This is a genomic window from Kribbella sp. NPDC051620 (assembly GCF_044453825.1).
Lineage (GTDB): Bacteria > Actinomycetota > Actinomycetes > Propionibacteriales > Kribbellaceae > Kribbella.
Window position 1 is genome coordinate 804,745 of the sequence record NZ_JBITDB010000002.1, and the last position, 22,553, is coordinate 827,297.

Below are 22,553 nucleotides of genomic sequence, written 5' to 3' on the forward strand. Positions count from 1 at the left end.
CCACAGCAAGCCTACCTATCGACAGTGAACTCAACGCTGCTTCTCCGGGGCGGGAGCCGGTTTGCGGGCCAGGTCGGCGGCGCCGATCAGGCCGGCGTCGTTGCCGAGTTCGGCGAGGCCGAAGGCCGGGTGCGGGCGGTTCGCCTTGGCCGGCAGGTTCTTCTCGAAGGCGACCTGCGCCGACTTCACCAGCAACTCCTTGGCCGCGCTCACGCCACCGCCGATCACGATCGTGCTCGGGTCGAACAGCGTCGCGATACTCGCCAGCCCCTCGCCCAGCCAGCGCCCGAGGTCGTCGAGCAGTTCGACGGCGCACGGATCACCGGCAGCCGCCGCCACGGTGATCATCGGGCCGGTCAGCAGAGCCGGGTCAGTGATCCCACACACGCTCAGCATCTGCGCCGCCGCCAGCGAACCGGACTCCGCCTGCGCACGCCCTTCGCGGACCAGAGCCCGCCCCGACGCGTACTGCTCCCAGCACCCACGAGCCCCACAGCCACACCGATGCCCGCCCGGTACGACGCGCATGTGCCCAAGCTCCGCCGCGACGCCATGAGCGCCTCGCAGCAACTCGCCGTCGATCACCACGCCGCCACCGATCCCGGTACCGACGGTTATGCACACCATGTGCTCGACATCCTTCGCCGCCCCGAAGGCGAACTCACCCCAGGCGGCCGCGTTGGCGTCGTTCTCGACCACCACCGGGACCTTGAGCGCGGCAGCCACCCGCGCGCCGAGCGGCTCGTCCCGCCAGGCGAGGTTCGGCGCGAACAGCACGGTCGACCGGTCCGACGACACGAACCCGGCCGCGCCGATGCCGACACAGTCGACCTGATGGTCCCTGATCAGCTCAGCGGCCGCGTCGATGATCGCAGCGGCGGTCGCGTCGACCGAGTCGGCCGGGGTGTCGCGATGGGTCCGCGCGCCGATGACGCCGTCCGCGTCGACGATGCCCGCGGCGATCTTGGTGCCGCCGACATCGATGCCGATGCTCAATCCCATGGTTCGGGGTCCTCACTCACGTCGATCCGGTCCACGCGGGACCGGGCGGGCCGTTCGGGTTCCTGCGCCTTGGCGGTCCGCGACTCTGCGTCCTCCCGGGCCTGCCGCGCGGCCTCCGCGGCAGCTTCCAGCAGCGACCGTACCGATCCGAGCACCCCGGCCGCCGCCGTCGACAGCTGCTCGATCGTCTCCGGGCTGGTCGTCCGCACCTTCGCGATCAGCTGGCACAGCGGACACCACTGGCACTCAGGCCCACTGCGCGAAGTACCGTGCTGGTGCTCTTCTGCTGCTGGCTCTTCGGCTTTCGGAGTCTCCTGCTGGTCATGCCGGGCGGCCTGCTGAAGTACCGCGAACAGCTTGGCTGCCTCTTCAGCGACCGAGCCGACGGGCTCCTTGCTCATCTGGTGCCCTCCGAGATTGCCGTCGGCTCGTTGCCGAACTGCTGGCTCATCTGCTCGCGAATCTCCTGCGCCAGCGCCTCGACGGAGTCGAGCGACCCGATCGCGGGCGGCAGATCGACGGCCCGCGGCAACGGTTCACGCGGCGCGAAGCGCACTTGCAGCCGGCCGTCATCCAGCCGAGCGCCCGCGACAACTCCACGCGCCAGCGCGGCAGGCAGCGGAAGTACACGCCGGTACGAGCCGACGGTGATGATCAGTTCGTCCCCATGCCGGGCCAGCTCCAGGTCGCTGGCCGAGGCGAGCGGCAGCGGCATGGTCAGCGTGTACGTCCGCCCGTCGGTGTCGATGTGCCGATCCACCCACAGCGAGGTCTCGTCGGTCGCCCGGGTGAACGGATCGTCCTTGCCGTACATCTCGACCGCGAACGCCGCGAGCTCCTCCACCCCGACCGGCTCGCACGCACGGTACGGCGACTCCCAGATCGGCAGCGGGCGGAACGAGTCGGCGACGTCGTCGAGGATGCCGCGCTGCGCCGCGACCCACTGGCGTCGCCAGTTGTCGGCGCCGGCCGCCGGGAAGACCCGGTTCGCGATGACGCCGTCGACGCGATAACCGAACAGGGACAGGGTGGTGAGCGAGCGTCGGGCTTCGGCGACGACGACGGCTTCAGGGGTCAGTACCAGCCGCACTGAAGCGTCGGGGCCGGTCAGCAAGGTGCGGATGTCGGCCAGGTCGTTCTGCAGCCGGCGCAGGGCGTCGAAGACGGTGTCGTCGGGCATCGGCAGGCCGGAAGCCCTGCTGAGCAAGGGCCGGAAGGCGCGGACGACCTTGCGCTCGGCGTTGAAGATGCGGCCCAGGTACCAGGTCAGGGCGTCCGGCAGCGCGAGCAGCCGCAGCGTCTCGGCGGTCGGCGCGCAGTCGACGACGATCACGTCCCAGCGGCCGGACCGGACGTGGTCGCGCACCTCGAGCAGCGCGAGCACCTCCTCGGCCCCCGGCAGCACGGTCAGCTCCTCGGCCTCGATCGGGTCGACGCCGATCACGTTCAGCACCGAGCGCAGGTACGCCTGGATGTCACCCCAGGACCGCTCGAACCGGCGCTGCGCGTCGATCTGCTGGACGAACAGCAGGTTGTCGATCTCGGTCGGCTCGCCGCCCACCTCACTGTCGAACGCGTCCGACAACGAGTGCGCGGCATCCGTCGACAGCACCAACGTGCGCAGCCCGCGCAACGCGGCGAGCGTGGCAGTACCGGCGGCCGAGGTGGTCTTCCCCACGCCACCTTTACCCGTGTAAAGCAGTATCCGGGTCACTGGATCAGGACTCGACGCGCTTCTTGAGCCCCTTCAGGGCTGTGTCGATGATGACCTTTTCGGCCTTGCGCTTGAGCAGGCCGATCATCGGGATCGCCACGTCGACGGCGAGCCGGTACGTCACCTCGGTGCCCTGGTCGCCCAGGTCGCGCAGGACGTACGAACCGTCCATGCCCTTCACCATCTTGGCCTGGACGAGCGTCCAGGTGACCTCGTTGCGGGACCAGACATAGTCCAGCGTGTACTCGTCCGAGATCGCCCCGGCATCCACCTTGAACCGGACCTGCTTGGGCCGGCCGGCCTCGTCCGTGGACAGCACCTGCGTCTCCCGCATCGAGTCGGCCCACTCCGGGTACGCCTCGAAGTCCGCGATCACCGCCATGATCGCCTTCGGGGTCGCGTTCACGACGATGGTCGAGGTGGTCTGCTCTGCCATCGATTCACCTCTTCGCTGCCGGGACGGGTTCTGCCAGGACTGATCCGAGGTCGCTCGCGCGCCCCCGGGGTCCAGCGATGAGACTATCGCGGGTTCGGACTGCTCCCTGCCCTCACCCGCGGCGCGGCCCTGCTCGAGTTCGTCCTTCAGCCGCCAGATGTTGGTCCGGTACCGCGCGACGTAGCGCTCCCGCAGTTTGGCCAGCCGGCGGCCGCCGACCGCCTTGACCGGGTCGATCCGGAGGTACCAGTGGACGATCACTCCGTCTCGCACCGGCTCCAGCCACCACTCCGCCGTACCGATGCCGTCCCCGGTCACCGCCCAGCGCACGCCCTCCAGGCCGCGCCGCTCGGACGGGGTCAGGATCAGGTCCGGCCACCACTGTTTCCACAGGGTGTCCGCGCCGAGGCGCTGGGCAACGTAGGCTGGTTCGGCGACGAGGAGATCGTCGCAACTTATGTCTAGCGCCGGCATGCCTGAATCCTGGTGTCCAGTGAGTCACAGATCTGACTACTTGTGGGTAGGTTGACGGTAGCGTGCGATTGAGTTGTCCGTTCGTGACCGTCTGAGGAGACGCGGATGCGTGAGTTCACCACCCCTGCTGTCATCGAGCCGCCGACCACCGGCAGCTTGAGCGATCCCGTCTGGGCGAACGCGTCGTCCCATCCTGACACCGCGGTGTTCAGTCGACGGGTCGAGGGTGGCGGCTGGCTGGACATCACCGCCGCGGAGTTCGCGCAGCAGGTGGGCGCGGTCGCGAAGGGCCTGATCGCGGCCGGGGTCAAGCACGGCGACCGGGTCGCCCTGCTGAGCGCCACGCGGTACGAGTGGACCCTGATCGACTACGCGATCTGGAGCATCGGCGCGGCCACCGTGCCGATCTACGAGACCTCGTCTGCGTCGCAGATCCAGTGGATCCTGACCGACTCCGAAGCGGTCGTGGCGATCGTCGAGAACCCGGCACACGGGGTCGTCGTCGAGTCCGCCCGGGCCGAGGCGCCCGCCCTGCAGGAGGTCTGGCAGATCGAGTCGGGCGCCGTCGACCAGCTCACGGTCCTCGGGCAGCAGGTCAGCGACGCCGAGCTGGACAAGCGGCGTACGGCCGTGGTCCCCGGCGATCTCGCGACGCTGATCTACACCTCCGGTACGACCGGGCGGCCGAAGGGCTGCAAGCTCAGCCACGGCAACTTCATGGACGAGCTGGGCACCGCCACGAAGATGCTGCCCGCCCTGTTCAAGCTGGAAGGCGCCTCCACACTGCTCTTCCTGCCGCTGGCGCACGTGTTCGCCCGGATCATCCAGGTCGGCTGCGTGCTGATGCGGGTCAAGGTCGCGCACACCGCCGACGTGAAGAACCTGGTGCCGGACCTCGGCGAGTTCAAGCCGACCTTCATCCTGAGCGTGCCGCGGGTGTTCGAGAAGGTGTTCAACACCGCGTCGCAGACCGCGCACTCGGCCGGCCGGGGCAAGATCTTCGACGCCGCTGCCGAGACGGCGATCGCGTACTCGGAGGCCCAGGACAAGGGTGGCGCCGGCTTCGGGCTGAAGGCCAGGCACGCGCTGTACGACAAGCTCGTGTACGGCAAGCTGCGGGCCGTGCTCGGCGGGCGGGCCGAGTACGCGGTCTCGGGTGGGGCGCCGCTGGGTAACCGGCTCGGCCATTTCTTCCGCGGTATCGGCGTACCGGTGCTGGAGGGCTACGGGCTGACCGAGACGACCGCCGCGCTGGCCGTGAACCTGCCCGACGACATCCGGATCGGGACCGTCGGCAAGCCGCTGCCCGGCGTGACGGTCGGTGTCGCTGACGACGGTGAGCTGCTCTTCAAGGGCGGGCAGGTCATGCTCGGCTACTGGAAGAACGACGAGGCGACGGCCGCGGCGATCGATGCCGACGGGTGGTTCCACACCGGCGACCTGGGTGAGTTCGACGCCGACGGGTTCATCAAGATCACCGGGCGGAAGAAGGAGATCCTGGTGACGGCGGGCGGCAAGAACGTTGCCCCCGCGGTGCTGGAGGACCGGATCCGGCTGCACCCGCTGGTCAGCCAGTGCATGGTCGTCGGCGACGGCAAGCCGTTCATCGCCGCCCTCGTCACGATCGACCCGGAGACCATCCCGGCCTGGGCCGACAAGCACGGCAAGCCGAACGACATGTCGGTCCTGGTGGACGACAAGGACCTGATCGCCGAGATCCAGACCGCCATCGACGACGCCAACACCGCCGTCTCCAAGGCCGAAGGCATCAAGAAGTTCAGCATCCTGCAGGAGGACTGGACCCAGGAGAACGGCGAACTCTCCCTGAAACTCTCGCTGCGCCGCCACATCGTCATGAAGAAGCACGAAGCCGACGTAGAAGCCCTCTACCAGAAGTAGTGACCCGCTGAAGGAGACCTCGGTGGCGTGTTCGACGACTTCGAGGTCGTTGCCGAGGGCCCACTCGGCAACCCGCGAGACGGTCTCGGCGGGGATGGCTGGGGTGGTGGATGTGGCGGGGATGCCGGTGGTGGTGTGGCCACCGCCTGTACTTCGTGAGTCGCAAGAAGGCCTGGACTGGTTGCGTGGGCGCGAGCGTAACGACTCGTGCCCCGCGGTGGCGCACCCTCCAACGCCACCGCAGGGGTGCGGTGGCCCCCTGATGCCACCGCGGAGTCGCGCCTCCCCCCTCCAAGGCACTGTGCCGGTCGCGTTTCTGATCACCGGCTTGTTGTACAAGAGGGCCGGGATACCCGCTTGATACGTCCGATTCCCGGATATTTTCGGCGACTTCGGTATCTGTGGGTCGCCGGCCGCCTCCTCTGAGGCAGAACAGACCGAACATGGACGGCGTCCGTCCCAACCGCGACAATGACTGAGCGGTTGGCGGGGCCGAGAAGAACCGGAGTCTTTTGCGATGGATCTGCTGCGAGATGTCAGTACTGCCGAGCTCGTCAAGCGAGCCCAGGCGACTGACCAAGCGGCCTGGAACGCGCTGACAGCGCGGTACACCAACCTCTTGTGGTCGGTGGCCCGCAGCATGCGACTCGGCAGCGACGACGCCGCCGACGCGGTCCAGACGACCTGGCTGCGGCTGGTCGAGCGCCTGGACACCGTGCGCGATCCGGAACACCTGGGCAGCTGGCTGGCCACGACCGTACGCCGGGAGTGCCTCGCGATCCTCCGCCGCAAGGTGCCGACGCCGACCGATTCCGACTGGGACAGCCTGCCGGACGACGACGCCGCTCCACTCGATGCCGGTCTGCTCAAGACGGAGCAGGATTCGGCGCTGTGGCGGGCGTTCCGCTTGCTGAAGCCGCGTTGCCAGGCACTCCTGCGAGTACTGATGGCAGATCCACCACCCCCGTACGCCGAGGTCGCCGCGGCCCTGGACATGCCGGTCGGCAGCATCGGGCCGTCCCGGCAGCGCTGCCTAGCCAACCTTCGAAAGCTGGCCGTGTCATGAGCGCCTTCGATGACGACGACGAGCTGATGGCCCAACTCAGCCGGCTCGCCGGCGAGCTGGACCCCGTACCGGAGCACGTCGCTGCCGCGGCTCGGGCAGCGATCAGCACCCGCGACCTCGACAGCGAGCTGGCCGTCTTGGTTGCCGACTCCTCGGCGACCGAGGCGGAGCTGGAGTTCGAGCTGGTACGACGAGGAGCCGCGGACGCCGGTCAGGATCGCCTCCTCTCCTTCGACAGTGGTGAGCTCCAGGTCGAGCTGGAGGTCGTACAGGACGGCGACGAGCTGACCCTGATCGGTCAGGTGATCGGTACCGCGCCAGTGGACTGCTCACTCGAGTACGGCGACAGTCGCCGGGTTGCACTGCCCACTGACGAGCTGGGGCGCTTCCTGGTCGACGGGCTGTCAGGCGGGCCCTTGAGAGTGCGATGCCGGTCGGCAACCGGCGCTTCGGTCACGACAGCTTGGGTGATGGTTTGACGCTGTCAGCACCCGAGGGCGACGAAGGACAACGCGGTGGCGAGCATGACCGGGTCGTCGGCGATGCTCGCCCGGACGGCGCGCAACGCAGTACCGAAGGAAGCTCCGCCGCGCAGGTGTTCGTGGAAGTCGACCATCAGGCCTGCGGTGGCGGCGTCGTTGACCGGTACGACGCTCGCGAGCAGGCTGGCCGTGCCGAGCGGGACCAGCGCGGAGACGACGCCGAGGAGCTCGTCCGCGCCGACGGCGGCTGCGACGCCGGATTCGCAGCTGGACAGGACGAGTCTCTGGGGGGCGCGGCGCAGGCGACCGAGATCGTAGAGGGTCAGTGGGCCGTCGTGCAGGGTGAAGGCGGAGAAGAGCGGGTTGTCGGTGCGGAAGATGCCGTGGGCAGCGATGTGCGCGGTCCAGGCGCCGTCGAGCGCGGCCAGGGCAGCCTCGGCGGTCGCGCTCTCGTCGAGCAGGGTGACCGCGTCGGGGTAGCCCTTGTTGATCAGTTCGAGTTCGCTGCCGCTGCCGTCGAGGCCCGGGCCGACGACCAGCGCCACCCGGCGGCGCGACGGGGCCTTCGTACGGCCTGCTTTCAGCCACAACGCGGCGGAGGGCGCCACCGTCACCGCGACCGCACCCAACGCCGGCAACATCGCCCACGGCGCCGACTGCAACCGAGCAGTGGGAACGACGACGATGGGTCCGCTCGGGCCGCCTCCGCTTGGGTTGGCTCGGTGCAGATCATCGGCGGCTGGGCCGAGGAGGACTTGCTGCAATCGTCGGCCGGCGGTTTCGAGGGCTTCCAAAGCACGGGCAGGCGGTCGACCTCGCGCCAATCGACGCAGCATGAACCTGGCCAGCTCGATCTCCCGGACAGCCGCGGCCACCGAGCCGACCCGATGCATCCGCACCCGCCGCCCGACCACGGTGATCGCGAACAGCTCCCCATCGACCTCAGTGAGCTCAACCAACCGATGCTCCCCCAACCCACTCAACAACCCCGCCAGATCTTTCCCAGAAGTTGTTGGAGAGGTAGCTGGGCGGGCGGCGAGGCGGCGGGTTCTGGAGCGGATGGCGGATTCGAGGCGGGTGCGGTCGGCGCGGAGGCGGTCGGTGGCAGGACCTGGGTCGGCCTCGTCGAGGCGGGAGGTGACGTTGCGGAGGGCGGCCAGTTCCTCGGCGAGTTCGCGATCGTCTGGTCCGTGGACCGGCGGCACGGCCAGCGCGCCGGCTCGCCAGAGTTCGCTCCACCGCAGCAACATGCGCGCGTCACCTCGGCGTACGGCGTGCCGCTGGGCGAGAGCCGCGAGTTCGGTCCCGTACGCCGCCGCATGCGCGCGCAACTCAGGCGCCGCCAGCGAGCGCTGGTGATCCCCAGCAGCCTGCAACCCCCGTCGACAGGCAATCAGCGTCGCAGCGGTGGCACCTCGCCCCTCCGCGCGCAAAGCCTCCGCGAGCCATCCCGCCGCATGACCGTACGCAGGCCCGCGCCGGCGGAATCGAGCGGCAGTGGCAAGGTGCCGATCCGCATCCTCCCGCCGACCGACCTCAGCCGCCAGCCGACCAGCGAACAGATGCGCGGACGCCGCCTCAGCCGAGTGCAACTCATCAAGCTGATCAGCAACCCGACCAGCCTGCGTGCTCAACCGCGCACCACGCTGCCCAGCGTCGTACCGCGACTGCAGTACGACGAACGACGCCCGAGCCTGCCAACTCTTCCGCCCCTGCCGACGGAAAAGTTCAGCCGCCGCCGCTGCCCGTTCCCCCGCCAGAGCGGGCTGTCCCGCCGCCTGGGCAGCCTGCGCCGCCGCGAAGAGCAGATCAGCCGTCGCAGTCCCGTTGCCGGTCTCATTGGCCAGCGCCTCCTCCGCGCTGGCCAGAGCTTCGCCCGCCAACCCCGCGGCGAGCAGCACCGCCGAACGGTCGATGGCCAAGCTCGGCCAGGACGTCTCCAGGGCCGCATAGCGAGCCGCCGCTTCGTCGAGAAATCCGAGCGCCTCCGGCAGGTCGCCCCGCTGATAAGCCAGCTCGGCCCGGTTGTGGACCGCCATCGCCGACTCCAGATCCTGCCCCTCGGCAGTCAGCAGTTGCTCGGCGATCACCAGGTCGCGGTCAGCCCGGGTCGCCTGTCCGAGAGCGGCGTACACGAGGAAACGATGGGTGCGCGAGCGCGCCTCCCAGATCCGGTCGCCCCCCGCGCGCAGTACCTTGACTGCCCGGCGAAGGTCGGCGAGCGCTTCGTCGTACCGGCCGAGCACCCGCAACAGGTAGCCCCTGCGCGTGAGGACGCGACCACTGTGAATCCCATTGCTGAGCGCAACGGCATGGTCCAGAGCCGTGAGTCCCTCCGCCACGCGGCCGGCCAGCCCCAGGGTGAGCCCGAGCGTGGCCTCGACGTCAGCGGTCCGCTCCGAATCGCCGGACCTGCCCGCCAGGCGAACCGCTCGGCGAAGCTCCGCAATGGCCTCGGTCGCTCGCCCGGAGTCGCGCAGCACGATGCCCTTCACCTGGTGCGCGATCGACGCGGTCCGCGGATCCAGCGACTGCTCGAGCAACCTGTCGGCCGCCGCGAAGGCTTCGGCCGGCCGGGCCACGGCAAGCGGAAGCAGTCCGTCAGGAGCATGCTGACGGCCTTTACGGGGGTCGCCATTGGCAACTGACACGGGGACGAGTCTAGGTTGCATGGCACAGAAACTGCAGGGCGAGATCTGGAGGGGTAATGCAGGAAGACGAGGGTTCGGCGGCTGCCGGTCCGAAGGATGTTCCCGAGACGCCGTGGACCGAGCAGCGCCGCGCCATTCAGGAGAGTTATGGCGCCGGACGGGGCAAGTCGCGGTGGCGGGTCGGGATCGGAACCGGTGCCGCTGAGACGGAGTTCCTTTATGAGGAAGGCGCACTGCTCGTCCGGCAGGAGTACTTCGACGAGGTGCGCGACATCCTCGTGCAACTGGGGGTGTTCCCCTCCGAGGACGAGCAGGCGCGGGCCGACGCGGACGCGGCCGAGGGCCGGCCGTACAGCCGGTTCATCGAGCCTGTACTGGCGGGTCTGCGGCTCGTCCGGCTGTCGGCGGAGGTCGACTACGACACGATCGACGTGCTGGAAGCCGTCACCGCTGGCGGTCGGCCGACCATCAACGGACGGGCGGTCCAGGTCAACGGAGCCGGCCGGGACAGCGCCGCGCTGAACCATGTCGTCCCGCTGTGTGGCAACGGTGCCGGATGTCCCGCGACCGAGCCCGAACCGGTACCGGCCGTCAGTTCCCCCTACCCCGGCTACACGCCGGATCGCGGGGCCGGCGACGGGGTGAAGGTCGTCGTGGTCGACACCGGGTTCGACGCGACGGCGCCGCAGCGCAGCCAGTGGCTGGAGGGCGTCGCGGGTGACGCCGACTACGCCCAGGCCGGCGACACCCTGAACAAGTACGCGGGGCATGGGACCTTCATCGCCGGACTCGTGCGCTGCGTCGCGCCACGGGCCGAGGTGCACGTCCGGGGCGTACTGAACTTCGGCGGCTCGGCGCTGGAGTCCGATCTCGTCCAGGCGCTCGACGCCGTGCTGAACGAGGACTTCCCCGACATCATCAGCATGTCGGCCGGTACGCATGCCTATGACGCGACCGGGCTGCTCAGCTTCCGGGTGTTCGACGAACTGCGGCTGAGCCACCACAAGGGCGTCGCCCTGATCGTTGCGGCAGGCAATGACTCGAGCCGGAAGCCGTTCTGGCCGGCCGCGTCGCCGTTCAGTGTCTCGGTCGGCGCGCTGTCCACCAGCTGGCAGGGCCGGGCGCCGTTCAGCAACTTCGGTGGCTGGGTGGACCTCTATGCGCCGGGTCAGGATCTCGTCAACGCGTTCCCGGTCGGCAGCTACGAGTACCACGAACCGCCGCATGTGGTCCCGGGGCAGGCGCCGCGGGTGGAGCGGTTCTACGGGATGGCCAGGTGGAGCGGCACGTCCTTCAGTACGCCGATCGTCGCCGGCCTGGTCGCTGCCCGGATGAGCCGCACCGGCGAGAACGGCCGCGACGCGGCCGCGGCGCTCATCAAGGAGGGGCAACTGAACGCGCAACCTGGTGTAGGCGCTGTCCTCCTCCCCGACTAGGCGGGGTTCAGGAAACGGGTGATCGAGCTGATCCGGTCGTCGCTGACAGTCAGGACTACTTGTCCGGTGTCGCGGCGATCGGATCCGTTCACGAAGTAGCACCGGTACGCCGGCAGCCGGTTGGCCCCGTCTGGCTCCAACTCGAGGGCCGCCGAGGTGCGCCCGCCGGCGCTGGCCTCGAGGAACGCGGCGATTGCCGGCGGGCCGTAGTACTGGTGTGGTGCCGGCGGCATGGCCAGCCAGGCGTCGTCGGTGAGCAGGGTCTTGATGGTGGTGATGTCGTCGGCGGCGAAGGCCTCGGCGAAGCGGCGGGCGACTTTGCGTTCGGTCTCGGTGTCGCGCGGAGGAGGAGGGCTGTGCAGCGAGGCGCGGGCGCGTTGGAGAGCGCCTTTGACGGCGGTCGGCGTCGTGTCCAGCAGGCCGGCCGCTTCCTTGGTCGAGAAGTCGAGTACGTCGACCAGGATCAAGGCGGCCGCCTGCCGCCGGGGCATCCGCTGGAGTGCGGTGATGAAAGCGAGCTCGATGTGCTCGCGCTTGATCAGGTGATCGTCCAGCAAGGCGTCGGGGTACGGCTGCAGCCAGGTGACGTCACAGCGGCTGGTCGGCTCGGGCGGATCGAACGGCGGCAGCGGCTCGGGCGGCGGGCGGCGCTTGCTGTCCCGGATCGCGTTGAGGCAGCGATTGGTGGCGATCTTGTACAGCCAGGTACGCAGCGACGAACGTTCGTCGAAGTCGGGCAGCCCGCGCCAGGCGGCCAGCAACGTCTCCTGCAGCAGGTCGTCGGCGTCGGTGAACGAGCCGAGCATCCGGTAGCAGTGCAGATGCAGCTCACGCCGGTACGGCGCGATCAGCTCCTCGAAGCTCTGCATCCCCACATCGTGCCAGCCCGACCGTTCCGATCGCCCCGGCCGTGGTGTCTACCTCAGTATGACAACACCATTGGAGACCGTCCTCGCCTATTTCGAGGCGTGGACCGGCCATGACTTCGACCAGGCGATGACGTATCTCGCCGACGACATCGTCTGCCACGCGCCGGCCGGCCGGCTGGAGGGCGCCGACGCGTTCCGCGCCTTCATGGAACCGTTCTCCCGGATCCTGCTCAAGGCCGAGTTGCTCGCGTCGTACGGCGACGACACGACCGCGGTGCTGATCTACGGCACCAGCACCCACCCGGTCCCCGACGCCCCCGGCGCCGAACTCCACACCGTCCGCGACGGCAAGATCGTCGACCTCCGCATCATCTTCGACCGGCTCCCCTTCGAACAGGCCCGCGCTGCTCAGAACACCTAGATTGATAGTCCTGATCAAAGTGATCACTGGATGAGCACTTTGCCAGGCATGCTGGTGGTCAACGAGGTGGACGACCATCTCGAAGACCCAGGGAGAGCCCGATGTTCCGAGGATTCGCCACCATCAGCTTCTACGCCGACGACCTCGCCGCCGCGCGCGACTGGTACGCCGAACTACTCGGCCAGCAGGCCTACTTCCAGTTCCCGCCCACGCCGGCTCCGCCCGCGTACTTCGAGTTCCGGATCGGCGACGACGAAGACGAACTCGGGTTCATCGACCGCAAGTACGCGCCGCCGGGCGCCTCGAACACGCCCGGCGGCGCCGTCATGCACTGGCACGTGGACAACCTGCAGGCCACCTTCGAGAAACTCCTCTCGATGGGCGCCAAGGAATACACCCCCATCACCTCCCACGGCGACAGCAACTTCACCACCGCCGCCGTCATCGACCCCTTCGGCAACGTCCTCGGCATCATGCACAACCCCCACTACCTGGAAATCCTCGAAGCCCGCACCACCATCGCCACCAACTGACTCTCGTGGTGTACAGCGCAACCGCCAGCGGCCCTGAGCGGTCGGCGCGAGCTAAGCCTTGGTCCGCTCGTAGGTGGCGACGACGGTCGCGCTGCCGATCACCGACGGCTTGGCGGCCGCGAGGACCTTGCGGGCAGGTGATCCGTAGGGGAGGTCGATCGGCTTGGACAGAGCCAGCAGTGTGAAGCGGTAGTGATGGGTTTGCCCGGCGGGTGGGCAGGGGCCGTTGTAGGTCGCCTCGCCCAGGTCGCTGAGCGCCTCGCGGGCTTCGTCCGGCTTGGTGTGCTCCGGGAGCCCGGCCGAGTTCGGGGGGATCTTCCATTCGACCCAATGGATCAGCGGATCGCCCGTCGCGCTCGGCTTGTCGTCATCCACCATCGACAACACCAACTCGACGGCTCCGGCGGGCACGTGCCGGAACACCAAGGGTGGCGAGTAGTCCCCGGCACCGTCGCAGGTCATCCGCGGATCAAAGCTGCCATCGTCGTGGAACCCGGCGCCCCGTAGTACGGCGAACTTGCCGTCATCGGGTGGCAGCTCGCTGCCGGTGGACGGCTCCTTCGAGCAGCCGACGGCTCCGATCATCAGCAACGCAACGACAATCGGCAGCTTGGCTCGAGGCATGGAACCACGCTAACCAGCCCCGACGCCATCCGCCCCTTACCGATCGTCAACCTTCTGCGGCAGCCGGCACCGCCGAACATCGTGAGCGATGTCCGGCGGCGTCGGCAGGCGCCGTTGCTGGGTCGGGTTTCAGTCGGTGGTGTTGAGCCAGGCGCGCAGTCTCGGGGTTCGGCGGATCACCAGCTGGTCGAGCAGCAGGGCGAGTACGAGCGTGATCCCGAACATCGGCAGGAACAGGGCCAGTGCGATCACGAGGACCGCGAGCACCGGCGTCGCCTTCAAGGGCAACCGGCCCCGCGGCGCACCGACAGCGCCGGCCGACTTCGGGCGTCGGCGCCACCACATCAGCGGGCCGGAGACGCACATGAAGATCACCCCCAGGCAGAACGCTGTGGTGAGAACCATGTTCGCGGTCCCCAGACGCCGGCCCTCATGCAGCGCGATCCCTTGCGCGACCGTCTTGGCCAGCAAGGGATAGTCGTGGTAGCCGTACGTCGAGACCACCTGCCCACCGAACTGGTCGACGTGCAGCGTCCGCTCCTTGGCCGGGTTCTGAAAGGCGTACCCGATCACGGAGTACACGCCCTCCTCGCCGGCGGGCAGTGCGATCGTCAACGGCCGCGCCAGACCGTTCTGGACGCCGACCGTCACCGCGGTGTCGATGGTGGCCACCGAACGCCTGTCCTGGTTCGGATCCGACTTCGGCACCTTCGACTCCCCCAGTGCCCAGGGCACCGCGTGGCTGTGCGGCAGCGACTCGTCCAGGGTCGACGTCGGATTCGACAGCGCGCCGGGATCCTCGCCCCACATCGAACTCCCCTGGCTGGTTGCGAACTGCTGCACCTTCGCGCCCCAGAAACCCGTCCACGGCAGACCCGACACAATCAGGAACAGCAGGCCGATCCCCAGTACCGACCCCGTCAGCGCGTGCCGCGACCGGAGCACGGCGCCCGCTGCCTCGGCTGTACGTCGTCGCGCGCGGGCGACCCGTCCGCGGGCGAACAGGTAGTACCCGGTGATCGCCATCACCAGCGCCCAGCAGGCACCGATCTCGATGACCGCGTCACCCCAGCGACCGGCCATCAACTCGCCGTGCAACAGGATCGCGCCACCCGACAGCGTCGAGTCCGGATCCAGCGACCCCAGTACCTGGCCCTGGTACGGATCTACGAACACGTCCCGGGTGGCACCGTCCGCGGCCTCCACGGAGAAGACTGTCGATCGGTCAGGGCCGGACGGCTCGGTCATCGACAGCACGGTCGCGTCCGGAAACGCTTTCTGCACCGCGGCCAGCTGAGCGTCGTACTGCTGAGCCCGCAAGCCGGCCGGCTGCTGCACCTTCATCAGATCGGGATGCAGAGCCGGCTCGAGCTGGAACCGGAACAGGTAGATCAAACCGGTCACCGCCAGCACCAGCACCACTGGAATGACCAGGAAACTCGCATAGAAATGCCATCGCCAGAAGGCCCGGAACAGCCCGGCTCCCTTGGCGCCGGCAGCTCGTTTCTCGCCGGCAGCTCGTTGCTCCGGTCCCCTTTGCGAGCCGCCGACCTTCGTTGCCACATCACCACTACGTTGCATCTGCTTCTCCAGGAATCCACGATCCGACGGGCGGTCCGGCCGGATCCGATCGCTTTACGGCCGCCGGGCAGGCATGGCCGTACCCGGCGCGGCCACAGGGGGCTCAGCGCCGGGTGGGTCGAGCTGTCAACCGACAGCGACCCCAGCGGGAGGACCCCGGGAGACGATCGCGTGGACCAGCCGCAGCTGTCGCATGGTCCGGACCCGGAACGTCCGGCTCGGCCGGATTCGAGGCAGTCCCAGCGGCGCGGACACCCGGTTCACCAGCGTCAACGACGCCCGGACCCACTGCGCGGCGTACCGGACGGCACTGAAGACCGCGCGTTCCCCGTACGCCAGCCAAAGCCCACTCAGCAGCGCCACCACAAGGTGGGCAGCAAACATCCCCAACATCGACCCAAGCGCCAGCCCACCGCCGTGCCCCATCCCCTGGCTGTGCGCCATCTCGTGGGCGTGCGTCATCCCGTGGTTGTGAGCGACCGGACTCATATCCGGCATCACCATCTGCGAATGCACGGCACCAGCCGAGCCGATCATCTCTGCGATGGTGAAGCCAACGTGCAGAACTGCCTGCGTGGCAACCGCGATCGCCGTCACCGAGACAACATCCCGTTCGCACGCAGCCAACCGCCAGCCGCAGCTCCAGACCCCGACAAACGCCCCACCAACCGCCCACCAAGGCAGCGACGCACCGGACATCAGCACGTGCCCAAGCGCAGTAAGCAGCACACAAACGACAGCAAACAACGCCGCCCGCGCTACCCGAGACCACCCCTGATCACCCATGCTCCGAACATCGTGACATCCCGCATCCGCCGATCGCACTTGTCTAGAGCCCGAACCGGCTCCCCCGCCTGTGGCAAGTCCCACAACCAGATCAGGAACTCTTCCCCCAGCCACCTGCATTGCCTGATGGCGGGGTCTTCGCAAACGATCGAGGCGGCGCTCATGACCGTGTCCCAGCTGGCAGTACAGTTCGCCGGTGATCAAAACGGAGCATGTCGATGGCGTGCGGCTGCTGCGGCACCGGGATCCACAGGAACACACAGACGCCACCCTGACCTTCGCGGTCGGAGCCCGGGACGAGACGCTGCGCACCGTCGGGGTCGCGCACACCGTCGAGCATCTGGTGATGAGCACAGTGCGCCAGTTGCCGATCCAGGTCGAGGCCGAGGTCGATCTGATGACGACCACCTTCGCGGCGTCCGGATCGCCCGCGCGGGTCGGCGAGTTCCTGAACCGGCTCTGCGCCGCGCTGGCCGACCCGCCGGTGGATCGGCTTGCGGTCGAGGCCGGGGTACTGGCCGCCGAGAACGGATGGGTGGCGCATCCGATGGCCGCGTTCCTGCTGTTCGTCCGGTACGGCGCTGCCGGTCCGGGGCTGGCCTGGCTGGACGGTGCGGGGTACGACGGCCTGACGGCCGAGCACGTCACCTCCTTCGCACAGAAGTGGTTCGTGCCTGGCAACGCAGTACTGCAGGTGAGCGGTCCGCTGCCGGACGGGCTGGAGCTGAAGCTGCCGCAAGGGCCCACGCCTACCAGGGAGTACCCGCGCGGACGGTTGCAGGATGGACCGTCAGCGGTGGGGTACGGCATCCCTGGAGCCGCAGTACTGCTCACTGTGCCACCAGGTGACGCTGCACGCGTGCCCAGACTGGCGATGAGTGTGCTGGAGAACAGGATCGAGGAGCAGTGTCGCCACGTCGCTGGACACAGCTACGTCGTCGACAGCCAGGTCGTGGGTAGGGACTTCGTCATCTTTGCCGAAGCCCGCGAAGGCACTGAGGAACCGGTTGCTCAGGCAGTGGCAGAGGCCCTGACCGACCTCGCCGCCCATGGCCCCAGCGAAGAAGAGTTGGCGCTGGCGGTTGCCCGTCTGGAGGAGGACCTTGCCACCACCGACAGAGAGCTGGCTTCGGCGTTCGGCGCCGCGATGCACGAGTTGATGGGTGACCCGCCGTCGGCACCGACTGACCTAGTGCTGGCCAAGCAGGTACACCCGGCGGACATCGCTGCAGTACTGCATGACGCCCTTCCTTCGGCGATCGGATATGCCGAGCAGGAGGTACTGAACGTCTGGAAAGCGCACGGGTTCCGTCCCGAGACGCACTGCCGGCTCGTTCCCGAACTGCCGGCGGGGAAGGTCTACAAGCCGTCCCTCGCAGCTAGGACCTTCTTCAAGGACGCTCGCTCGCTGGTGCTGGTGCAGACCGAGCAGGGACTCGCATTGCGCGACGAGGACGGCGTCCACGAGATCCGCTGGCAAGAGGTGGCCGGGGTGATGCGCACGGATAGCCCAACCGTGGTCTTTGGCATCAACGGCTGCGCGATCCCGGTGGACCCGCAGCTTTTCCGCGGTTCAGCCGCCGCCCTTGACGAACTGGCGCGGCGTACCGATCCCGGCCTGTGGTTCGACGAGTCGGCCTTCACCCGCGACCAGGACAACCACTAGCCGCTTTGGTCGGCCACCATCGCATCTGACCCAACACTGATGCGTCGCGCCTGGAGCAACCGCCCAGCTCAACCGGCGCGAGCGAGCGACGAAGGACCGGGCGTAGCGGCCGGCTTGGGGAGCCACCCGAGCGTGAGGAGCACCAGCCAATGACCCACCCCACACGCTCGCCAAAAGGGCGGGTGGGAGCCAGGCGCGGAGAGAGCGACGCAGGAGCGAGCGGGGCGGCTGGCGTGGGGGTTTCGCGGGCGGCCCAACCCGCCGTCCAACCGCTGAGCGCCTCTACGGATTAGGACTCGATAGCTATCGAATCGGACCGGACTGGTCTTTGTTTGTGACATAGCTGGGGACTTAGCCTCAGGTATGGCTTTGATGGCTGAGGTGCGGCGGACGGTTGCTGGGCTTGGGTGGGTCGGGGCGCCCCGGACCGGCGGAGAGCTTCTGGTTGTCGGGCCCAGTTTGGGGACGAGTGTCGAGGCGCTGTGGGGGGCGTGCGCGGACAGGCTCGGTGGGCGATTCGACGTACTGGGCTGGGAACTGCCGGGGCACCGGAGTGGTGTGCCTGCGACGGCGCCGTTCACCGTCGAGGAGTTGGCGGCGCAGGTTGTTGCCGGGGTCAACGAGCTCTGGGGGCCGGGGGCGTTTCGGTACGCCGGTGATTCGCTGGGCGGGGCAGTTGGGCTGGTACTGCTGGTCGACCATCCGGATCGGGTGAGCGCGGCGACCTTGGCCTGTACGAGCGCCCGGTTCGGAGCGCCCCGGATGTGGCGCGAGCGTGCGGCCCTGGTACGGGCCGAAGGGACGGAAGCGGTGGTGAAGGGGTCACGGGAGCGGTGGTTCTCGCCTGGGTTCGCTGACCGTGAGCCGGCGGCGGTCGAGGCCTTGATCGACGCGTTGCGGGCGGTTGACGACGAGAGCTATGCGCTGGCATGTGAGGCGCTGGCCGAGTTCGATCTGCGGCAGAGGTTGCCGCGGATCGACCGGCCGCTGGCGTTGATCGCCGGGCGGGACGACGTGGCCACACCGGTCGCCGATGCGCAGCGGATCGTCAACGCGGTACCTGGCGCGCGGCTCACGATCCTCGACGATGTAGCCCACCTGGCCCCGATCGAAGCGCCGGACCGAGTCGCCGCGATCCTCAGCAACTGGCCGGCCGCCGCACTGGAGAGCACCGCCTAACCAGCGATGTCTGAGGGGTGCTTCGCCAGAGGCTGGATCTCCAGCTTCATGTAATTGAAAAGCGGGAGGTCCCAGAGCAGCTGGTGGAGTTCGTCGATGGAGTCGACCTCGAAGATGCTGAGGTTGGCGTACTGCCCGGCGATCCGCCAGATATGCGGCCACTTGCCGGCTCGTTGCAGCTCCTGGCTGTACGCCTTCTCCAGCGCGAGCGTGTCGTCCCGCACCGCCGGATCCAGGTCGGCCGGCAGGCTCACTCGCATGGTCACCGCGAACAACATGGTGTCTCCTCACCGAGAGGTCCCGCCGCCCCGGCCGAGGCGACGGGACGACGGGATGGCGATCAGGTGTGGGTCAGGACGGGGCCAGGACGAAGTCGTACTCGACGTCGATGCCGTTGCCGGCCGGCTTCGGGTCGAGCATCAGTTCGGGCTTGACGGCTGAGGCGATGTCGTCCTCGTTGTGGGGGTCGCCGGGGAAGTACAGCTGGGTGGTGACCAGTTGGTGGCCCGGTGCAGAGACCTTGAGGTGCAGGTGGGCCGGGCGCCACGCGTGCCAGTTCGCGGCCCGGATGAGTGCGCCGGTCGCACCGTCGGTGGGGATCTGGTACGGCGACGGCTGGATCGTATGGATCCGGAAACCGCCCTGGTCGTCGGCCGTGATCACGCCCCGCAGGTTCCATTCGGGCAGCCCGGGTGCGAACTGCGCGTAGTACCCGGCATCGTCGCAGTGCCAGATGTCCACCCTCGCCCCGGCCAGCGGCGTACCATCGGCCGACCGGACCTGGCCGTGGAAGGTGAGCGGGGTGCCCGGTTCGTCGGCACGCATCGGCAGGGTCGCCTCCGCAGGCAGTTCCGGCGCGCCGGGAGCGTAGAACGGGCCCTCGATCGTGCCCTTGCTGCCTTCCCGGTCGGCACTCGCGACCTCCTCGACGACGTTCTCGAGGAACACGTCCAGGAACAGCGGCCACTCGCCATCCGCACCGACCTGGATCAGCCACGCCTTCAAGGCGTCGTACTCCGCATAGCTGACCTGGTTGGCGCGGATCGTCGCGTGTACTGCCGCCAGGACCTCCCTGGCCAGCTTGCTCACCCGTTCCGGCGGCGTGTCGGCGACGGCGGTCTTGTCGGCGCGGAACCGCTCGGTCGCGGATGCGCCGGTGGCGGCCGCGGTGGCCGACTCCTCGGTCGTAGTCATGGTGTTTTCCCTTCTCTGGCGGGTGCCGTCCCGAGGTCAGGCACGGTCGGTCCGGTAGTGCGCGAGCTTGCTCGCGTCGATGTCGATGCCGAGCCCGGGCGCTTCCCGGACCCGGAGCAGGCCGCCGCGGATCTCCAGCGGCTCGGTCAGGAGGTCGTCGGCCATGTCGAGGAAGTTCGACAACTCCCCCGCCTGCCGTGACGTCGCCTCGAAGGCGGCGCCGAAGGCCAGGCTGCAGAGCGATCCGAGCTGCCCGTCGATCTGGTTGCCCATCACAACTTCCACGCCGAGCCCCTCGCACTGGGCGAGCACCCGGTGCGACCCGGTGAAGCCGGTACGCGCGGTCTTGATGCTGACCCCGGTCGCCGAGCCGCCGAGCAGCTCCCGGGTCACGTCGCCTGGCGTCGGCACGCTCTCGTCGGCGTACATCGGAATGCCGCTCTGCCCGACCAGCCATCGCCGTCCGAGGACGTCGTCGGCCGGGCACAGCTCCTCGGCGAAGAGCAGGTCGAGGTCGGCCATCGCCCGCAGCGCCCGCGCTGCCTCGGCCGCGGTCCAGCCACGGTTCCCGTCGATGTAGAGCTCGGCGTCCGGCATCGCCTCGCGCAACGCCCGGCAGGCGGCGACGTCCAGGTGGATCGGCCGCCGGCCCACCTTCACCTTGAAGGTGCTGATCCCGTACTGCTCCCGCACCCGCCCGGCCTCGGCGACCATCTCGGCCGGTTCGGCGAACCCGACCATGTGCGCCACTCGCATCCGATCGCCATACCCGCCGAGCAGCTCGGTGACCGACACCCCGAGTGACTGCCCGATGATGTCCCACAAAGCCATGTCGATCGCGGCCTTGGCCGTCGGATTGCCGACCGTACGAGCCAGCCGGACCCGGACCTGCTCGCGCTCCAGCGGCGACAGCCCGACGAGCTGCTCGGCGAACAGCCCGCAGACGGCCGCGACGATCGAGGCCTGCGTCTCGCCATAGGTGAAGGGCCGTGGCGGCGCCTCCGCAACGCCCACCAACCCGTCGTCGGTGTGGACGCGGACCAGCACATGCGCTGCCTCAGTCACCTCACCCGACGCGAACCGCAGCGGTTTGCGGTAAGGGATGGCGAACGGGATCGCTTCGACCCTGGTGATCTTCACGGTTGTTCTCCCATGATCATCGCCTGATCAGCGGACTGCGGACGACGTTGCGTCCCGAGGCCCGGTCGGCGGAGTCGAAGAAGTCCTCCCGGTAGATGTCGCGCGGGAACAGCCGGGCCTTCATCAAGGCCTTCATCGAGTCGGCGACGAACTCAGGACTGCCGCACAGGTACGCCACGTGCCCGGCCGCCCGCGGATAGTCCTCCGCAACCAGAGCCGGCACCCGCCCACTGCGTCCCCCATATTGCTCCCGCGACACCGCGGGCCGATAGGAGAACCATTCGTGGGACGCCGCGAACTGCTGCAACCAGTCGTGCTCGTAGAGGTCGTCAACGGTCGGCACACCGTGGTAGAGGACTACTTGCCGGAAGCAACCAGTCCGCTCCAGGTGCTGAAGGATCGCCTTCATCGGCGCGAGCCCGGTCCCGCCGGCCAGCAGCAGCACCGGTTCGTCCCGGGCCGGCCGGAGGAAGAACTGCCCGTACGGTCCGGAGACCGACACGGTGTCGCCGACGGCCAGGTCCTTGAAGATCCACCCGTCCGTCGCCAGCCCGTCCGCCGATCGCTTGACGTGCAACTCGATCGTGTCGCCAGGCAGACCGGCCAGCGAATACGGCCGGGTCTCACCGTCAGGCGTCCGGAGCAGCACGTACTGCCCAGGGTTGAACGGAATGGGCTCCGACAGGGCCACCCGCAGCCGCCGTACGCCGGCGCTCACCTCGGCCAGCTCGACAACCCGGCCGGCGTAGTCACGTACCGGGTGGATCTCGACGCCATCGTCGACATCCACCTCTCCCTCGATGGTCACATCGCTGCGCGGCTTGGCCACGCAGAGCAGCGCGGCTCCCTCGTCACGCTCGCTCTCCATCAGCGCGTACGGCGAAGCATCGCCGAGATCCAGGTCGCCCTCCAGCAGCTGCGCCTTGCAGGTACCGCAGGTCCCGTGCGTGCACGCGTGCGGCAGCCACACTCCTTCGCGCAGACAGGCATCGAGGACGGTCTGGTCGGCACGACACTTGATCTCGGCACCGATCGGCTCGATGGTCACCGTGAACGTCTCGTCACTCATCTCCGCCGCCTCAGACGGTGAAGTGCAACAGCGCCTTGTGACCGATCCCGAGATCGGTCAGGGACGCATCCGGTACGGCGCTCAGCGGCTCGTCGAACAGCCGCCAGTCCAGAGTCGCCGCGGCATCGAAGTCGGGATCCGACCCGGCCCAGGGCGCGACCATCCCGGCGACGAACTCACCGAACGGCATCGCCCGCGGTACCCGGAAGCAGGCCGCCGAGCAGAACAGCGGATTGCCGTCCCAGTGCACGTAGACGAGCTGGTCGTCGCCGAACAGCTCCTGCCGGTCGGCCGACGGGAACTCGTAGTCGTACAAGGCTTTCACGGGCAT

Annotated in this window: 23 protein-coding genes; 9 read left to right on the top strand and 14 right to left on the bottom strand. The window is 68.6% G+C overall.

Annotation, left to right across the window (positions count from 1 at the left end; all coding sequences use genetic code 11):
* Positions 1-30: 30 nt before the first annotated feature.
* Genes ACIA12_RS10975 through ACIA12_RS10990 form a run of 4 tightly spaced genes read right to left on the bottom strand, consistent with a single transcriptional unit; the run spans position 31 to position 3,626 of the window.
* On the bottom strand, positions 31-1,002 hold the full coding sequence (locus ACIA12_RS10975; protein WP_396366733.1) for an ROK family glucokinase: 972 nt from the start codon (positions 1,000-1,002) through the stop codon (positions 31-33).
* The gene (locus ACIA12_RS10980) at positions 993-1,403 is read right to left on the bottom strand and encodes a hypothetical protein (RefSeq protein WP_396366734.1); all 411 of its coding nucleotides are present in this window, start codon (positions 1,401-1,403) and stop codon (positions 993-995) included. Before ACIA12_RS10980 ends, ACIA12_RS10975 begins: the two co-directional genes overlap by 10 nt.
* Positions 1,400-2,716, bottom strand: coding sequence for an ArsA family ATPase (locus ACIA12_RS10985; RefSeq protein ID WP_396366735.1), 1,317 nt, complete (start codon positions 2,714-2,716; stop codon positions 1,400-1,402). The genes ACIA12_RS10980 and ACIA12_RS10985 overlap by 4 nt, the downstream gene beginning before the upstream one ends.
* Before the next feature lie 4 nt (positions 2,717-2,720).
* Positions 2,721-3,626: an SRPBCC family protein gene (locus ACIA12_RS10990; protein WP_396366736.1), complete on the bottom strand. Its 906-nt coding sequence runs from the start codon at positions 3,624-3,626 to the stop codon at positions 2,721-2,723.
* A 105-nt stretch (positions 3,627-3,731) separates the two neighbouring features.
* Between ACIA12_RS10990 and ACIA12_RS10995 the strand changes: the two genes are divergently transcribed.
* From ACIA12_RS10995 to ACIA12_RS11010, 4 genes are all read left to right on the top strand, one after another.
* On the top strand, positions 3,732-5,525 hold the full coding sequence (locus ACIA12_RS10995; protein ID WP_396366737.1) for an AMP-dependent synthetase/ligase: 1,794 nt from the start codon (positions 3,732-3,734) through the stop codon (positions 5,523-5,525).
* A 27-nt stretch (positions 5,526-5,552) separates the two neighbouring features.
* Positions 5,553-5,684, top strand: coding sequence for a hypothetical protein (locus tag ACIA12_RS11000; protein ID WP_396366738.1), 132 nt, complete (start codon positions 5,553-5,555; stop codon positions 5,682-5,684).
* A gap of 358 nt (positions 5,685-6,042) precedes the next feature.
* Positions 6,043-6,591 (top strand): RNA polymerase sigma factor, encoded by a 549-nt coding sequence (locus ACIA12_RS11005; protein WP_396366739.1) that lies wholly within the window; start codon positions 6,043-6,045, stop codon positions 6,589-6,591.
* On the top strand, positions 6,588-7,070 hold the full coding sequence (locus ACIA12_RS11010) for a hypothetical protein (RefSeq protein WP_396366740.1): 483 nt from the start codon (positions 6,588-6,590) through the stop codon (positions 7,068-7,070). Before ACIA12_RS11005 ends, ACIA12_RS11010 begins: the two co-directional genes overlap by 4 nt.
* Before the next feature lie 5 nt (positions 7,071-7,075).
* Here ACIA12_RS11010 and ACIA12_RS11015 read toward each other — a convergent pair whose 3' ends face one another.
* A complete protein-coding gene (locus tag ACIA12_RS11015; protein WP_396366741.1) occupies positions 7,076-9,724 on the bottom strand; it encodes a CHAT domain-containing protein in 2,649 nt (882 codons plus the stop codon).
* Between the two features lie 56 nt (positions 9,725-9,780).
* Between ACIA12_RS11015 and ACIA12_RS11020 the strand changes: the two genes are divergently transcribed.
* Positions 9,781-11,160 (top strand): S8 family peptidase, encoded by a 1,380-nt coding sequence (locus ACIA12_RS11020; RefSeq protein ID WP_396366742.1) that lies wholly within the window; start codon positions 9,781-9,783, stop codon positions 11,158-11,160.
* On the opposite strand, the gene ACIA12_RS11025 is transcribed toward ACIA12_RS11020, so the two are convergent.
* On the bottom strand, positions 11,157-12,029 hold the full coding sequence (locus tag ACIA12_RS11025; protein WP_396366743.1) for an RNA polymerase subunit sigma-70: 873 nt from the start codon (positions 12,027-12,029) through the stop codon (positions 11,157-11,159). The two genes, ACIA12_RS11020 and ACIA12_RS11025, sit on opposite strands and share 4 nt — an antisense overlap.
* Before the next feature lie 58 nt (positions 12,030-12,087).
* Here ACIA12_RS11025 and ACIA12_RS11030 point away from each other — a divergent pair, with 58 nt between their 5' ends.
* Together ACIA12_RS11030 and ACIA12_RS11035 are read left to right on the top strand one after the other, a co-directional pair.
* On the top strand, positions 12,088-12,450 hold the full coding sequence (locus tag ACIA12_RS11030; RefSeq protein WP_396366744.1) for a nuclear transport factor 2 family protein: 363 nt from the start codon (positions 12,088-12,090) through the stop codon (positions 12,448-12,450).
* Positions 12,451-12,551: 101 nt separating this feature from the next.
* Positions 12,552-12,983 (top strand): VOC family protein, encoded by a 432-nt coding sequence (locus ACIA12_RS11035; protein ID WP_396366745.1) that lies wholly within the window; start codon positions 12,552-12,554, stop codon positions 12,981-12,983.
* Between the two features lie 51 nt (positions 12,984-13,034).
* Here the strand turns inward: ACIA12_RS11035 and ACIA12_RS11040 are convergent, their stop codons facing one another.
* The 3 genes from ACIA12_RS11040 to ACIA12_RS11050 form a co-directional block, all read right to left on the bottom strand.
* Complete coding sequence (locus ACIA12_RS11040; protein ID WP_396366746.1) at positions 13,035-13,607, bottom strand: YbhB/YbcL family Raf kinase inhibitor-like protein; 573 nt, start codon at positions 13,605-13,607, stop codon at positions 13,035-13,037.
* A 129-nt stretch (positions 13,608-13,736) separates the two neighbouring features.
* Positions 13,737-15,188 (bottom strand): PepSY-associated TM helix domain-containing protein, encoded by a 1,452-nt coding sequence (locus tag ACIA12_RS11045; RefSeq protein ID WP_396366747.1) that lies wholly within the window; start codon positions 15,186-15,188, stop codon positions 13,737-13,739.
* Positions 15,189-15,314: 126 nt separating this feature from the next.
* Positions 15,315-15,974, bottom strand: a complete 660-nt coding sequence (locus tag ACIA12_RS11050) for a hypothetical protein (RefSeq protein WP_396366748.1) — start codon at positions 15,972-15,974, stop codon at positions 15,315-15,317.
* 196 nt (positions 15,975-16,170) lie between these two features.
* Here ACIA12_RS11050 and ACIA12_RS11055 point away from each other — a divergent pair, with 196 nt between their 5' ends.
* Positions 16,171-17,640, top strand: a complete 1,470-nt coding sequence (locus tag ACIA12_RS11055; protein ID WP_396366749.1) for a hypothetical protein — start codon at positions 16,171-16,173, stop codon at positions 17,638-17,640.
* Between the two features lie 363 nt (positions 17,641-18,003).
* Positions 18,004-18,819 (top strand): alpha/beta fold hydrolase, encoded by an 816-nt coding sequence (locus tag ACIA12_RS11060; RefSeq protein ID WP_396366750.1) that lies wholly within the window; start codon positions 18,004-18,006, stop codon positions 18,817-18,819.
* Here ACIA12_RS11060 and catC read toward each other — a convergent pair.
* The 5 genes from catC to ACIA12_RS11085 all read right to left on the bottom strand — a co-directional run bounded on the left by catC (position 18,816) and on the right by ACIA12_RS11085 (position 22,553).
* Positions 18,816-19,097, bottom strand: coding sequence for a muconolactone Delta-isomerase (catC, locus tag ACIA12_RS11065; protein WP_396366751.1), 282 nt, complete (start codon positions 19,095-19,097; stop codon positions 18,816-18,818). The two genes, ACIA12_RS11060 and catC, sit on opposite strands and share 4 nt — an antisense overlap.
* A gap of 73 nt (positions 19,098-19,170) precedes the next feature.
* A complete protein-coding gene (gene catA, locus ACIA12_RS11070) occupies positions 19,171-20,013 on the bottom strand; it encodes a catechol 1,2-dioxygenase (protein WP_396366752.1) in 843 nt (280 codons plus the stop codon).
* Positions 20,014-20,049: 36 nt separating this feature from the next.
* Positions 20,050-21,153 (bottom strand): mandelate racemase/muconate lactonizing enzyme family protein, encoded by a 1,104-nt coding sequence (locus ACIA12_RS11075; protein WP_396366753.1) that lies wholly within the window; start codon positions 21,151-21,153, stop codon positions 20,050-20,052.
* A gap of 16 nt (positions 21,154-21,169) precedes the next feature.
* The gene (locus ACIA12_RS11080; protein WP_396366754.1) at positions 21,170-22,222 is read right to left on the bottom strand and encodes a 2Fe-2S iron-sulfur cluster-binding protein; all 1,053 of its coding nucleotides are present in this window, start codon (positions 22,220-22,222) and stop codon (positions 21,170-21,172) included.
* 10 nt (positions 22,223-22,232) lie between these two features.
* The gene (locus ACIA12_RS11085; protein WP_396366755.1) at positions 22,233-22,553 is read right to left on the bottom strand and encodes a phenol hydroxylase subunit P4; all 321 of its coding nucleotides are present in this window, start codon (positions 22,551-22,553) and stop codon (positions 22,233-22,235) included.